Below are 13527 nucleotides of genomic sequence, written 5' to 3' on the forward strand. Positions count from 1 at the left end.
AAGGTGGGTTCGGATTATCAAACCGTTTTTGCTCGGCGGCGCCGGTCGTTTGCTACGGCTAGGCGAGCGTCGATCCCGGGTGAAAAACTTGACTACTTCCTCGCGGGTGGCAGCCCGCCACACACTAACGTCGATGCATCTCGGCATAAACAGCGAGCTTTCGGTCGGATGGCCTCACCGTGCATCAACCGTGCACTGATTTTCCCACTGACCGTGCACCATTCTCTCCCCCTATAGGGGGAGAGATGCACGAGGGCGACCGTTTGGACAGTCCGCACGGTCGTCAAAGCAGGAGAGGCGGGGGAGAAAACCGGGCAGTCGGGATAGGTACCCGCGCCAGTGCCGCCCGGTCGGGGCCGGACTCTAAGATTTTGCCAATTAAGGAATTGGGGGCTGCCCATAGGTGAGGGGTCGCGGTCGACGGGACAGCGCGTGCCCTCATGTCGCGCCGGGACGTGTAGTCCGATCACGCCCGGCGCGTTCGCCCGTCAATTTTAGGAAACGCCGCCATGGGCAAGAGCAATCGGGGCCGAAGAGCTATCTCTATCTCGTACGCCTCCGTAGGGAACAACCGCGCACATGGGAACACGTGGCTTGGCGGGAAGGGCGCGCCGCCACGGGTAGCCCCGCAGATGCGCCACGGTGCTAAGGCCCCGGCCATTAAGAACGACCGTGCGACCCCGCTCACGACGGTCACGACACAGGAATACGCCCGATGAATCTTGTTGCCGACGCCTTGGCCGCAGGCTTGCGACCGGCCGATCTTGACGATGATGATGCAGTTCCCGCCGACACCATATTGGCCGCTGACCTTGCGATGATTGGCGTCACCGCCAAACTGGCGCGGATCGAAAAACTGGCAGAGCGGCAGACGGCCGCCGCAGAGCGCGCCGCTGATGCCAACGAGCGGCAGGCCGCCGCGTTCGAAACGCTGACCTCGCTATTGGCCGGATGTATTGGCATCGGTACTTCCGCGTGCTCCGGCGAGACAACTTCGGACCCATGGAAAATGCGTGACGTTCTCTATCTGCGCACGGGCGAGGGTCGCCGCAATTTCGGATGCGATCAAACCGGAGACGATAGCGATGCAGATTGAGAACGACACGACGCCAGCATGGTTGAAGATTCACGTCGACGGGTTGAAGCCGACTAGCTTGACGATGAAGGCCGTCGAGATCGCCACGCGCGTAACGCAAGCACAACGGGACCGCGACATTCGCGCCGACATGGATTTGCAAAGATGGCTACAAACTTGAGGCTTCGAAACTCGATACTGGCCGTGAGCGGTGCGCTCGACGACGCGTCCGCCGAACTAGATCGCATCGCTCTAATCACCGATGATCCGGAAGCCGTTGAACTGGCCGCGAGCGCCGTCTTCAGGTCGCTATCAGATATGATCGCACGGGAGGCTAGTCGTGTCCGGCGCGCTGCGAGTTGATATAGACACTGCGGCATTGGAACGATGGGCGTCCGAGCTTTCACAGCGGGGATTACGGAATGCCATTCGTCGCGCCGTCGACCAGAGCGCGACCGCCGCGCGCAAGATCGCACTTGATACGATGGCTAAGGACATCGGCGTTCCGAAGGCGCGGCTTACAGCCGTCGTCAGCCGGGTCAAGCGAACCACGCAAACGAATTTGTCCGCCAGTTTCACCGCCAACAAGTCCGGGATCAATCTTGCCGCGACTGGCGCAAAGGTCTCGCGCATTGGCGGTGCAAGCGGATCAACGTACCGGATCACCGGAGGCCCGTCGACGCACTTGCACGCGCGACATGCGTTCGTCATGTCGAAGGGCGGCGCGAAGTTTATCGTGCAGCGGAAGGGCAAGGAACGGCTGCCGGTCAAAGGCATCTTTGCGGAAACCGCGTCATACGCTCTAGGTGAAGGCAACGCTAACGAGGTTTGGTCAAAGGCCGCAAGCGCTGAGGTACAAGCCCGACTTGGTAGAGAAGTCCAACGGCAGCTAATTAGGGAAACGCTCAGCGCTGCAACACCCGCCGACTCTGGCGATTAGGTCCACCGATCACCAACACCGTCATGCGCGCGCTCGTCACGCTGCGCGGACGGATCAGCGCGCCGCGTGCCCTAGGTACGTTCCGACCAGTCGCGTCCCACGGGCGCGCGGCGCGCGTCTATTCACCGTCCGCAGCCGGGCTTTGCTCGCGAGGTGGATGGATACAGCGCCCCAATGCGCGGATGCACCGCATTGGGGCGCGAGCAATGCAGCCCGCGCCACAGGCCCCGAGGCGAACGCGCCCGTGCGGTGAGCGCGGGTCCTTGGCAGCGCAGGGTCAAGGCCCTAGCGGGCCGCTGCCGAAGTATTTCCGCAAACGATGTCGCGTTTTTAGATAGCCGAGAATGAAACATGGGACGACCACGCGGCGTCATTCGCCGCATAGCCGACGAAACCGGCCTCGATCCAAAAACGGTCCAGCGGGCGCTTGAGACTTCAACGCTAACCGAACAGGATTGCTTGGCGAATTTCAATCACGCGTGCGAATCGGTGCGAGCGATTGCCGATAATGACCGCGTGCTCGGTCATGCCACAATGGGGCGAGGCGAGGGGGGGGAACAGCGAACTAACGAACACCTTGGCGAAGGCCAAAGCGCAGGCCGAGCTTCACCGCGCCCGCAAGCTTGAACTGCTCAACGCAAAACTTGAAGGCTCGTTGATCGACCGTGCCAACGTTACAGAGACGGGCGCTCGCATCATAGCGGAAGTTCGCACCGCGCTCCTTTCGCTAGGGCCTCGCATCGCCCCAAAAGTCGCGGACAAGAACGACACGCGGGAGATAGCACGCATCGTTGAGACTGAGGTCCGCGACGTGCTCGGAAATCTTGCCGACGAAGAGCGATTTTTTGCAGCGCTCGAATCCGAGTCGCTCAACTAGGAACAGACACACCGCCAATGATTGACGCCACGCTGGCGCGCGGCTGGCTACGCGCACTTGCGCCGCCGCCGATTGTCGCGCCGACCGTTTTTGCCGAAAGCGAGATAATCCTTCCGGCCTCGGCGAACGCGAGACCGGGGCCGCTAAGGCTTTACGCCTATCAGCGCGAACCCATTGAAGCCATCGCGGACGATGAAGCAGAAATCATCGTCCTTATGCTGGCATCACAAACCGGCAAGAGTACCGTCATAAATGCAATTATGGGGCACTGCATCGCAGCCGCACCCGGCCCGATGCTGCACGTCTCTCCGACCGGACCTAACGCCGAAAAGTTCGTGCGAGAACGGCTGGACCCGCTGATTGCGAGTTCGCCTGCGCTGAGAGCGCTTATCGGAAAAGGCGACGCAACGCGAAGAGGATCAAGCGGGGGCGTGAATTCTGTTTCGCTGAAAACATTTCCTGGCGGTTCGCTCGCCTTCGCTTCCAGCTTCAAGCCCGACGAACTGGCCGCGCGGGCGATTAAATACCTGTTCCTAGACGAGGTCGACAGATATGCGTCATCCGCCGGTGTCGAAGGTGACCCGGTAGAGCTTGCGATAAAGAGGACCAAAACCTACGAAGGTCTCGGCCGCAAGATCATAATTGTCTCGACTCCGACCACACGGATGGGGTCGCGCATTGGCGCATGGTACGCGCGGGGAGATCAGCGGCGCTTTCATGTGAAGTGTCCGGACTGCGATCATTCGGGCCCACTGGCGTTTGAATGTCTGAAGTGGACAGAGGGTAAACCCGATACGGCACATCTGGCGTGCGAAGAATGTGGCGTCGTCATTGACGAACCGAAGCGCCGGGCCATGATCGCGGACGGCAAGTGGGTCGCGACCGCGACAGGCGAACGCGGCATTAGGTCATATCATCTTGACGAGCTATCGTCCTTGTTCTCGACGATGGCAGCCGTTGCACAACAATTCGACGCTGCGAAGACACCGGAAAAAAAGCAGTCATTCTATAACACGACGCTCGCCCGCGTTTATGACGCCGGGACCGAAGTCGAGTTGTCAGCATCCGAGCTTGAGCAACGTGCCGAGCGGATTGTGCCGCCTTACAATTCAAATATCCAGTATGTCACATGTGGCATCGATGTGCAGTCTGATCGGCTAGAGTGTACCTTCCTCGCAAAACATAGTGACGAAACGTTCTCGGTCTTAAACCACTTGAAGCTGCCGGGAGATACGACCGGCGACGCCGTATGGTCCGAATTGGACCATGCGTTAGGCACGGTGTTTCCGCTGGCGGACGGTCGCTCGTTAAGCTTGGAAGTGATCGCTATCGATAAAAACTTTAGCGCAGATCAGGCTTTGAAGTTCGTTCACGCGCAACGCCGTAAGTCGCGACGAATTGTTCCGGTCATTGGCAGGGCGGATTTTGGTAGGCCGTCACTAACCCCCAGCAGAACAAGCCGAGGTCACACACGTCATTTTATTGTTGGCGTCGATATGGTGAAGCACGCTTTGCAGAAGCGCCTAACGATGGAAGAGATGGGGCCGGGGTACATACGGTTGCCGGATCATTTGCCGCCCGAGTATTTCGAGGGCCTCGCATCGGAAGAACTGAGAGTCAAAACGATAAAAGGCACTCCGATCTACTACCATCATCGTGTCGTCCGCAAAAATGAACCGTTCGACTGCTTAGTGTACGCCACCGCCATTGCGGGTGTCGTTAACGTACAGGCGACCACGGCACCGGCCACGCCGGGACCATCTATCCGAGAGTTGGCCGCAAAACTGAATGCGGCGCACAACACATAACGAGGCTTTCTACATGACTAAAACACCCGCCGCGACGAGCGGCAGATCGAACGCGTCTGTTCTTCTGAGCGAGCGACTCAGGGTTTCCGCCATAATCGAGTCTTCAGAGGGTCGCTTGAACCCCAGCTTGGCGGCGGAATTGGCTTTGAGGTCTTCACTAGACGCTGACTCGGCTCGCGCCATTCTCGGCAAAGCCCCAGCTGCGAATCCATACTTACAAGCGATGGACGCTCAGGGGCCGATTGGGCTCAGTGCTGCGACGGCGGATTTCAGCCCGGCTGATCCGAAAGAGGCACGGCGCAAAGAACTGGCTGAAAGCATGAAGGCGTTTAACGCCGCTCGGAACGGCCAGCCGAAGACGGGCATCGGGTACTAACCAATGGGATTCCTAGATAGGTTTAGATGGCGCGGATCGAGCGCGCCCGCACCGGATGCAGTAGTCTCGAAAGTACAGAACGCGCTATTGTCGTCCCCCGCCGTGCCGGAAATTCTGCCGCCGATTAGCGGCGGCGTGTCGTCAGCCCGAATGGGGTTTATGGACGGTACGGACGGCAAGCCGAGCCTAACCTGGGCACGATATTCGGCTCCCGTATTTCGTGCGGGCTATGGGCCTTATGTCGGCACGCCGGGGGCCGAAGTGTCCCGCGAACGGTCATTAGCGGCCGCAGTGACGGCCGATTTGCTCACGTCGAATAGTGTCGTCGCAACGCTCGTTGAAAACTTGGCGGTCTATGGCGTGGGGAACGGGCTAACTCTGTCGTCGCGCCCCGATCATGTCGCTTTGGGAATCAGCCCGGAAGCGGCGCGCGACCTTTCAAACCGGATAGAGAGGGCATGGCAGGCATGGGCAAGTAACCCGGTTGAGTGTGACGCGTCCGGCCGTCATACGCTGAGCCAATTAGCCACAGCAAGCTATAAGAGCTTCATTGTCACCGGCGAGTCAGTGGTCTTGCTTGACTGGCAGCGCGGGAACGGTGCGCAGACAGCGACCAAAGTGAAGTTGTTGGACTCCCGACAACTCGATTCGACCATCAATCGCACCGAACGTGACGGCAGTATCCTACAGGGCGTGCAGTTCGACGCCCGAGGCCGTGTCGTCGGATACTGGATTCGCCCTTTCGTGCTGGGCAGCATTAACGCCGCGCCGCAGGCGATCTTTGTGCGGTCCAGGACAACTTGGGGACGCGTACGAGCCCTTCACCTGTACGATTTGGTCCTGCCTGGGCAAGTGCGCGGATTGTCGCCGCTCACGGCTGCGCTTTCGGCCGCACATTCGAAGGGCACGCTTCGCGAGTTCTCTTTAGACGCCGCGCTTGTTCAGACCATGACGGCCACGACCATCGAGTCTGAGCTACCTACGGCGCAGGCGGTCAGCGCCTTCGCCGTCAACGATGGATTGCAACAACCGGGAGCGTTTGCGTCGCTGGACCAACGGCTGAAAGAATCCGGAGATTTCTACACTGGAAACAAAGTCTCATTGCAGCCCGGCACTATCACCCATCTGCTTCCCGGCGACAAAATCAAGATGCATCGCTCGGAGCATCCTAATGCTGTGTACGACGCCTTCGATAAGAGTCTCGGCCGTGAAGCCGCGAAGGCTGCCGGTTCAGCTTACGAAGATGTGACCGGCGACTATAGCGCGACATCGTTCTCAGCCTCCCGGCTTGCGCTTGAATTGCCGTGGCGCATCAACAAGCGCCGTCGTGCGGCTATCGTCGAACCCTTCTATCGAAACGTGTTTGCGGCCTTCCTTGAGGAATCCATAGAGACGGGAAAAATCGAGCTTTCGCCCGGTATGCCCGCCTTTTGGGAAGCACCGGGCGCTTATACACAAAGCATGTGGCACGGGGACGGCAAGCCCGTAGCGGACTCATACAAACAAAGTCTCGCGGAAGCCTTGGACCTCGAAAATGGGACGACCACGCTCGGACAGCTACTAGCTGAAAAGGGGATGGACTTCGAGGAATCTCTTGCGCAGCGCGCAAGCGAGAAGGCCCAATGTGAAGCGGCAGGATTCATCTACCCGTCGTCGTTGAGTCGCGCCGGGCTTCCCGACCCTGACGACGATACGGCGGACAATCGTCCGCCGAAATAACCTCAAAGGTTTCACACCATGAACTGTACACCGGGCGGGACACCGCCCGCTATCGACAACCCATGCGCTTGGCTGCCGCAACTCCGAGCCGCGCTCTATGAGCTTATGGCCGGTCAGGCGCGTTCGCAGACTCGCCACGGCGATCAATGGTGCACTTGGCACCGAGGCAACGTCAAAGAACTGCGAATGGAAATTCGCCGTCTCGAATTGCTTTGCGGCCAAAACGCTAACCGAGGCCGCGCGGTTCGCGTCGGGCCTTACGTTCCAACCCATGCGCCGTATCGGCGCTTTAGATATTGAGGTTTCACTATGACGCATCAGGCAGCGTGGAAACACCCTAATCGCCTTTTAGATACAGTCATTTTGCCGGACGGCTACCAGATGCGCCGATCCGAGGCGGAATCGCGCGGCTTTGACGTTGTGCCGTGGCCGGAAGGCGAGAAGGCTGCGAGTGTACATCCCCACGAAAAGGGCAACGTCGTGTTAGCGCGGGGCGTTGTAGTCGCGGCGGACACCGCTCGTGGGGCTGGTTTCAGCATTGGGGAGCGTATCCCGCAGGCCGCAGCGTTGTCGCCGCATCGGGCGTGGCGTTCGTCCATCATCACTTCACCGGAAGCGAAAGACCGCCCGGACGCGACTGCCGAATTAGTGCTGGCGCAAAATGAAACAAACATGTCCGTCGACGCGGCTCGCGCATTTCTGCGGGGCCTGCCGGTCGAAACCGAACAAGCCGACACCCGAGAGGTTGAAACAGTGACTATCGATCCGCGCACCGAACGTCTTGCTCAAATCAGCGGCGGTACGGCCGCTTTCAACAAGAGCCGTGGTTACGCGGCGAAGGTCAAAACGGCGATCACGCCCGCAGCCGTCAGCACGGAAAGCCCTGATAAGCTAAAGCGCCTCGCTGAAATTCGCCAAACGATGCTTATCAAGAACGGGCAGGACCACTCGCAAGAGGCGAAAGCCCTGCGACTGGCCTTCGATGCACATCATCGGATGGGTACACCGTTCGCGCAAGCGCTAGCACAGAGCGGATTTGATGCCGCCACGTTGACCAAGAACGCACGGTAAGGGAGATCGAATATGTCTGAGACCTTTAAGCTTTCCGAGCCGCTGAAGACCCACGACGGCGAAGTAAACGAACTGAAACTCAAGGCCCCGCGCGCTGGCCTGCTCGTGAAATACGATGACCCGTTCAAGATTCAGCCGATCAAGGACGGCGACGGTTACGAGTACGTATTTAACAACAAGGCCGTCATGCAGTTTGCGTCTGAGATGACCGGCATTGACGACTTGATCCTGCAAGACCTGTCCGTCTCGGACTTTATGAAGCTGCGCAGCGAGATCGCCAGAATCATCGTGGGAGCCGTACCCGACCGAAACCCTTCGTAGCCACTCGCCGTTTGATTGCTGCGCTAGTTAGCGAACGTGGGCTTGACTGGCGCAGCGCCAAACGAATGAGGCTGCGAGAACTTATGAAATATGCCGACATGCTTGCGGAGCTAGATGCTTACCGCGAACGGAATAAGAAGGGATAGGCATATGTCGTCACCTAGCGTGACCGCAAATATTAGCGTCAATGACTTGGCGAGTCCAAAGTTCAAAGAACTGATAGCGACCATGGAGCGCGCGAAGCGCGTCGGTCATGAGATTGCCAGCGGCGAAGGCTTAGGCGGCCGCTATACCCGCTCAATCGATAGCGCGACGGCCGCTGCGCAACGTCATGTTGGCGTGCTGCATCAGATGCATTCTGCGCATAAGGCCATTGCCGCGACCGTCGTCGGTTATGCGGGCCTGCGCATGGTGCATGGTGGGGTTGAGGCCATCAAGCACGCCTTGCCGTATCTTCGCGAAGATCGGGCAATCCAAGCCCGCACCGGGTACAGCGACGCGGACATGCAAGCGTTGCGTAAACAGCAACGCGACCTTGCCGCCGTATATGGCTCAACGGTCGAAGCGACCCAAAAGGCGCACGAAACGTTCGGCCGGTTGAAGTATGACGCCGCGACGAACGTGGCGATCACCGGCCCGACGGCTATCGGCGCTCGCGCGATGGGGGTCACGAGCGAACAAAATGCAGAACTCATGGAAACCTTGCTGAGCCAGTACGGTGTCAAAATTGATAGCCCGGCAGACGCTCAGCGCAAAGCAATGCACTTAAACGACGTGGCAGCCGTTGCGACCAAAAAGTCGAATATGCGGTTTAGCGACGTGCTCGATTTTATGCGTTACAGCGCGGCGGCGTCGAATGCGGTCAACGTGACGCCCGAGCAAAACCTCGCAATGGGCATGGCATTGCGCAGGGGCGGAATTGTGGGAAGTGAAGGTGGCGTGTTCGCGCGCCAGTTCTACGCAAGGATGATGGCCCCAACGCGCAAGGGCCGGGAAATCACTGCGCAATACGGACTCAACCTTGATGAGTATGCAGGCCATGGGACGATTAGCGGTCAAGGGCTGAGCGATAAACTGTCCCGTTCGTTCGGAAAGGGCCTCAGCAAGCAAGCAATCGCGGTGTTCGATAAGGAAATCGAGGAACACGGCGACGAACTGTTGTCGGATCGGGGTAAGTTCGCGGAGGCCGTCGTCAAAGCGCGACGGTCGGATGGCGACAAGCTGTCTGAGACTGATCGCAAGAATTTGGTCCGCTCGTCTAATGAATACTTCGATTGGACGAAGACGGGCATTCGAGGCGGGGAGTTGCTTGACCGGTTTATGGCGGTCAACAGTCCGATGCTGATGCAAGGTTTCTTGGGCGATAAACAAGGCGCTCGCGGAACAGCGTTGCTCGCAGAGCGCGACAAGTATTGCGAAGCTAAGTCCGATCAGTCGAAGGCGGATGGCTTTGCGCAGCATGTCTCAGACGACATGAACAAGGGCCTTGCCGCCGCGACGGATCGTTTAGCCGCATCGTTTGAAGCCTTGCAGAACACCGTCGTTCAAGCCAACGAAGGATGGCTGACATCGGCAGCCGATAAGGCTTCAGCGCTTATCGTTTCGTTCAATAACCTTGATCCGAAAGTTCAGCAGGCCGCAGGCATCTTTGCCGGGTTGACATCCGTTACAGCGGCTGGTGGTCTCGTTTATTCGTTTGCATCGCTCGTCATATCCGCCCGCAGAGCGGCGGCTTCGACCTTCTAGCGGCCGGAGGCACCGCCGCGCCGGGCGGGGCTGCGGGTAAGGCCGCCGGATCAGGCAAGGCCGCTTCAGCCTTGGGCGCGCTCGGCCTCATCTCCCGTGCGGCGGGATGGGCGGGCATCGCCTATGCCGGTTACGAATTTCTTTGGCCGGAGATAATGGCAGAAGCTGCGGGAACTGATAGCGGGGCCTCGCATTACCGCCGAAGGCGCGCGGCCCTGAATAGTCAAAGGGTTTGGGGTGACATGCCGTTGCCCGGCCGGTTCGATGCATATCAGCCGCCTGTGCTTGATGACGTGTCGAGCCGATACCTCCGAAACAGCGGGACCGAAGGTGTAACGTCGAGGGGCTGGCAGGATTCAGTAATTCTTGGCACTGGCGCTCCCGCTTCGCGTGGTTTCGGCGATCCGGGCAAAACCCAAGTCGAAGGTACCGTGAACGGCGAAGCCGAACTGCATGTCAACATAAGCGGGGATGTGCGGCCGACGCCCTATCTTGAGGGCATTATTCGTCGGGCCGAGAGCGCCGCGAGCATTTCGCTAAACGGGCATCTTGGCACAAGTATGCAAGGCCCCGGCGATAACGGCACTAAGCCGCAAGCGTCGAACGCGCTCACGGCTGCACCATAAGAGGGCAAGACATTATGCTGTTTGACACTCATTGGCGGGAATCCATGGTGAATGAAGTTTCCGCAGCCATCGACGAATGTTTTGCTGAGCGCGTGACTGTGTGTCCCGTAATGCCGGGTAAGCCCAATTTTCAGGGAACACCGATTCCTGACAAAGCCGTCACTGTGGCGGCCGTGTTCTTGTCACCGGCCACGTTAATCAGACTAGGTGCTGACCGAGCACGTGAGCACGGGTTGAGCGTTCCAATCTCAACGCGCAAACCATCGTTTAGCTTCGGCTACGGCGTGTTGCCGTTCGTCACGCTGCAAGGCTATCAGATCAAGAGGCTTTGCAGCGGCGAGATATTTGAGATCACGGACATACAGGACGACGGCGTGTCGCGCATCGTCTGTCTTGTGAACCAAATGGGCCGCGAGGGGGGAGGGCATGCAAGGTTTTCATAGTGCGCGCACGGGCGCGCTTGAAGTTGATATGCCAGATGTGCTTGCCGTGGCTTTGGCCCGGCTTCGCCGTTGTCGTGTGGATTCGCTCGACGTGTTCGTGCTCTGCGAAGACCTTCCGGAGCTAGTGTTGCCAGCGCTCGCTTATGCGGCGTCGCGCCGGGCATATCCGCGCGAGTTAGTGAAGGTGCTTATCAAATATAGCGGGCCCCTATTCTTAGAACGGTGCCTCGGGCGACGACGCGCTCGCGAGTTGATCGCGCGCTATCAGGAAGACAAAACGCTGTCCGGTTTGTAATGCGTTGTAGTATCACATCGTATTACATAACTATTTGATATTTCTACATAATAAAGAAAAATCAATTTCAGTCAAGGTCTCGACAAGGAGGTGAAGCGCATGCAGGGTCAACCTCACGGTTGAATTAATGGCCGCAACCCATGGGGCAAGAATCCATGTTGACGATCAGCATCACGGATGGGGCTAACGAGAGCACCGACAAGGTCGACGTATACGGCGTTCTCAACGCACTTGAGAACACGCTTGCAGCCGCGCCTTTCGAGGCGCGGAAAGCGTTGCACGACACGTTGACGCAATATGCCGAAGATTGCCCCTCTGAATACTCTTTGGCGACGGGGCCGCTCGCCCCGACACTACTGCACCAACTGCTATCCGTGATCGAACGTGATCCCGGCGTGGGAACTGGCGAAGAGCCGGTATTCGGCGGGCTGACATCGAAGTTTGAAGTTGCGGACGGATTCGTAATGGCGGATGGCAGGTGCGGGCGCATCATTGCTATTCGACATTACGACGACAATCACCCCGACACCGGGGAACGCTTCAAACTGCGAGACTACCTGGTTGTATGGGATGATAAAACCCATTCTCTTTTCGTTGCGGGCGATCTTCCCGGTGATATGCCATTCGAAGAGCCTATGACACTCGCGAAGGTGTTCGAATGGTACCAGGATTTCCCGGAGGGGATAGAGCGCGCTGTCGTGCGAGGCGCATGAATGGATACATCGAAAAAACACTTAGTGCTTTCCGCTTATCATGAAGCGGGACACGCGGTGGCCCGCGTTGTCGGGGCGCGGGCGAGAGGGTTTAAGCCCAAGTGCTTCGAAGCGATTGAAATCTATGCCAGTGGCGGCAAAAATGTTGCCGGAGAAGTTTCAGGTTTTGTGGAAGGCATTGGGCCGGTAACATTCGAAACGGAACGTCATCACCAAGAATGGTTGCGCTGGGACATCATTGATTCGATTGCCGGTCCCGCTTCTGAAGGTCTTTTCACGTTAATCGAGAAATTTGATCTTGAGCAGGGCGAAGAGGCAGCGGACATTCTTTTCGCACTCCGCGTGAATCTAGCTGAATGGTTAGAGAGTAGCACCAATGCGGGCAACTGCGATTCTTATCAAGCCCTTAAGCAACTAGCGGAGTTGCAACGGTTTAGCTGTGACGTTCCCTCTAGAGAATCGTTGATCGAAGAAGCGTTATCGACGGTTGCAAATAATTGGGGCGCTGTAAGCAATCTCGCCGAAGCCCTTTTGGAATATCGACGGTTGGATTATGAGGCTGCGTTGCCAATCATACTGTCCGGTCTAGGTCACGGTTTGGCAGAGCGTGCAGCGAATCCTGCAAGCATCTTCACTAAGATGCGGGAATGAAAGTCCACTCGCTAATATCTTCCGGGATACCAAGGTCGCTTGGGTCGCCCGCTGAAGGCCAAAAGCATGTGCCGTTAGCTAGAGCTTCTGCGGCTGATGCAGGAGACGTATGAGACTCAAGAGTTTCACCATCGAATACCAGATCATAGCCGCGTGACACCCGTATTACCTGAGCCAAGCCCGCACGAGTTTTAAAAATCCATCTCATGTTTGCCCCTTACAAAGCGCTCAAATCGCTAGGCACGTCGCCAAACGCTTTCAGCAAAACCGCATCAGAAAACTCGCCGCTGCCCGGATCGCCTGTACGGCTGAACGCCACAGCGCCGATATTTCCCTCAGTGTGCGCCATTCGCTCAGCGCTTCTAATCGCAGCGTTCGCGCTGGTACACTCCATAGCTTCGCGAGGCTCGGGGCCATCGTCGCCAATGCCGAAGGGCAGGGCCACGTAGTATGTAACATCGGTCATGATTGCGTCACCCGGAGTTCGTGCAGACAAAAAGCGCGAATAGAAGGGCGAGCAAAGCCGCCCAATACGCTCCGCCCGCTAGATGCTTGAAGGGGTCACGCCGGTGCCTGCGCTTGAATTCGCGCCCATTTTTTAGGTCGCGTTGTTCTTCGCCATGCCAGTCCATAGTGCTATCCATTATAGCACCTAAACCGCCCTTACGCCGCGCAAATATCCGGCGGATACTTTCGTCGCTAATTCCCATTCCAGAAACTCGTTTGCCAGGATCAGCGCGCGAACGGCGCTCTTCATGTCGCCACCGCAGGCCGCAATAGCTGCGTCCGCCGCAGCTTCCAGCCTTTCGCTTTCAGACTGCGGATTCTCTTCAGGCTGAGCGAGCATTGGCAATTTTCCATCTTGA

General features: G+C 58.1%; 16 protein-coding genes. 14 read left to right on the forward strand and 2 right to left on the reverse strand.

Going from position 1 to position 13527, the window contains the following annotated elements; all coding sequences use genetic code 11:
- Positions 1-715: 715 nt before the first annotated feature.
- The 14 genes from ACZ5IL_RS11880 to ACZ5IL_RS11945 all read left to right on the forward strand — a co-directional run bounded on the left by ACZ5IL_RS11880 (position 716) and on the right by ACZ5IL_RS11945 (position 12661).
- Positions 716-1096 carry a hypothetical protein gene (locus ACZ5IL_RS11880; protein ID WP_464591638.1) on the forward strand — a complete coding sequence of 127 codons (381 nt, stop codon included), beginning with the start codon at positions 716-718 and terminating at the stop codon, positions 1094-1096.
- Positions 1086-1256: a hypothetical protein gene (locus tag ACZ5IL_RS11885; RefSeq protein ID WP_464591640.1), complete on the forward strand. Its 171-nt coding sequence runs from the start codon at positions 1086-1088 to the stop codon at positions 1254-1256. Before ACZ5IL_RS11880 ends, ACZ5IL_RS11885 begins: the two co-directional genes overlap by 11 nt.
- A gap of 159 nt (positions 1257-1415) precedes the next feature.
- Positions 1416-2015, forward strand: coding sequence for a hypothetical protein (locus ACZ5IL_RS11890; protein WP_464591642.1), 600 nt, complete (start codon positions 1416-1418; stop codon positions 2013-2015).
- A gap of 577 nt (positions 2016-2592) precedes the next feature.
- Positions 2593-2892: a hypothetical protein gene (locus ACZ5IL_RS11895; RefSeq protein WP_464591644.1), complete on the forward strand. Its 300-nt coding sequence runs from the start codon at positions 2593-2595 to the stop codon at positions 2890-2892.
- Positions 2893-2909: 17 nt separating this feature from the next.
- A complete protein-coding gene (locus ACZ5IL_RS11900; RefSeq protein ID WP_464591646.1) occupies positions 2910-4700 on the forward strand; it encodes a phage terminase large subunit family protein in 1791 nt (596 codons plus the stop codon).
- Positions 4701-5163: 463 nt separating this feature from the next.
- Positions 5164-6795: a phage portal protein gene (locus ACZ5IL_RS11905; RefSeq protein WP_464591648.1), complete on the forward strand. Its 1632-nt coding sequence runs from the start codon at positions 5164-5166 to the stop codon at positions 6793-6795.
- 309 nt (positions 6796-7104) lie between these two features.
- On the forward strand, positions 7105-7866 hold the full coding sequence (locus tag ACZ5IL_RS11910; protein WP_464591650.1) for a hypothetical protein: 762 nt from the start codon (positions 7105-7107) through the stop codon (positions 7864-7866).
- Between the two features lie 12 nt (positions 7867-7878).
- Entirely contained in the window at positions 7879-8187 is a 309-nt protein-coding gene (locus tag ACZ5IL_RS11915) for a hypothetical protein (RefSeq protein ID WP_464591652.1), read from the forward strand.
- A gap of 228 nt (positions 8188-8415) precedes the next feature.
- Positions 8416-9933, forward strand: a complete 1518-nt coding sequence (locus ACZ5IL_RS11920; protein ID WP_464591654.1) for a phage tail tape measure protein — start codon at positions 8416-8418, stop codon at positions 9931-9933.
- Positions 9934-10004: 71 nt separating this feature from the next.
- Positions 10005-10559: a hypothetical protein gene (locus tag ACZ5IL_RS11925; protein ID WP_464591656.1), complete on the forward strand. Its 555-nt coding sequence runs from the start codon at positions 10005-10007 to the stop codon at positions 10557-10559.
- A gap of 44 nt (positions 10560-10603) precedes the next feature.
- Positions 10604-11002 carry a hypothetical protein gene (locus ACZ5IL_RS11930; RefSeq protein ID WP_464591658.1) on the forward strand — a complete coding sequence of 133 codons (399 nt, stop codon included), beginning with the start codon at positions 10604-10606 and terminating at the stop codon, positions 11000-11002.
- Positions 10986-11297: a hypothetical protein gene (locus ACZ5IL_RS11935; protein ID WP_464591660.1), complete on the forward strand. Its 312-nt coding sequence runs from the start codon at positions 10986-10988 to the stop codon at positions 11295-11297. Before ACZ5IL_RS11930 ends, ACZ5IL_RS11935 begins: the two co-directional genes overlap by 17 nt.
- Before the next feature lie 140 nt (positions 11298-11437).
- The gene (locus tag ACZ5IL_RS11940; RefSeq protein WP_464591662.1) at positions 11438-12010 is read left to right on the forward strand and encodes a hypothetical protein; all 573 of its coding nucleotides are present in this window, start codon (positions 11438-11440) and stop codon (positions 12008-12010) included.
- Positions 12011-12661 (forward strand): hypothetical protein, encoded by a 651-nt coding sequence (locus ACZ5IL_RS11945; RefSeq protein WP_464591664.1) that lies wholly within the window; start codon positions 12011-12013, stop codon positions 12659-12661. It begins immediately after the preceding gene.
- A gap of 217 nt (positions 12662-12878) precedes the next feature.
- Here the strand turns inward: ACZ5IL_RS11945 and ACZ5IL_RS11950 are convergent, their stop codons facing one another.
- Both ACZ5IL_RS11950 and ACZ5IL_RS11955 read right to left on the reverse strand, forming a co-directional pair.
- Positions 12879-13127 (reverse strand): hypothetical protein, encoded by a 249-nt coding sequence (locus tag ACZ5IL_RS11950; RefSeq protein WP_464591666.1) that lies wholly within the window; start codon positions 13125-13127, stop codon positions 12879-12881.
- 186 nt (positions 13128-13313) lie between these two features.
- Complete coding sequence (locus tag ACZ5IL_RS11955) at positions 13314-13508, reverse strand: hypothetical protein (protein WP_464591667.1); 195 nt, start codon at positions 13506-13508, stop codon at positions 13314-13316.
- Positions 13509-13527: the final 19 nt, after the last annotated feature.

This window comes from Nitrobacter sp. CN101, from assembly GCF_055390255.1.

Bases quoted from the DNA above. Each gene is read 5' to 3' on its own strand.
- ACZ5IL_RS11880 (WP_464591638.1), top strand. From the start codon at position 716: ATGAATCTTGTTGCCGACGCCTTGGCCGCAGGCTTGCGACCGGCCGAT.
- ACZ5IL_RS11885 (WP_464591640.1), top strand. From the start codon at position 1,086: ATGCAGATTGAGAACGACACGACGCCAGCATGGTTGAAGATTCACGTC.
- ACZ5IL_RS11900 (WP_464591646.1), top strand. From the start codon at position 2,910: ATGATTGACGCCACGCTGGCGCGCGGCTGGCTACGCGCACTTGCGCCG.
- ACZ5IL_RS11910 (WP_464591650.1), top strand. From the start codon at position 7,105: ATGACGCATCAGGCAGCGTGGAAACACCCTAATCGCCTTTTAGATACA.
- ACZ5IL_RS11915 (WP_464591652.1), top strand. From the start codon at position 7,879: ATGTCTGAGACCTTTAAGCTTTCCGAGCCGCTGAAGACCCACGACGGC.
- ACZ5IL_RS11920 (WP_464591654.1), top strand. From the start codon at position 8,416: ATGGAGCGCGCGAAGCGCGTCGGTCATGAGATTGCCAGCGGCGAAGGC.
- ACZ5IL_RS11930 (WP_464591658.1), top strand. From the start codon at position 10,604: ATGGTGAATGAAGTTTCCGCAGCCATCGACGAATGTTTTGCTGAGCGC.
- ACZ5IL_RS11935 (WP_464591660.1), top strand. From the start codon at position 10,986: ATGCAAGGTTTTCATAGTGCGCGCACGGGCGCGCTTGAAGTTGATATG.
- ACZ5IL_RS11940 (WP_464591662.1), top strand. From the start codon at position 11,438: ATGGGGCAAGAATCCATGTTGACGATCAGCATCACGGATGGGGCTAAC.
- ACZ5IL_RS11945 (WP_464591664.1), top strand. From the start codon at position 12,011: ATGGATACATCGAAAAAACACTTAGTGCTTTCCGCTTATCATGAAGCG.
- ACZ5IL_RS11950 (WP_464591666.1), bottom strand. From the start codon at position 13,127: ATGACCGATGTTACATACTACGTGGCCCTGCCCTTCGGCATTGGCGAC.
- ACZ5IL_RS11955 (WP_464591667.1), bottom strand. From the start codon at position 13,508: ATGCTCGCTCAGCCTGAAGAGAATCCGCAGTCTGAAAGCGAAAGGCTG.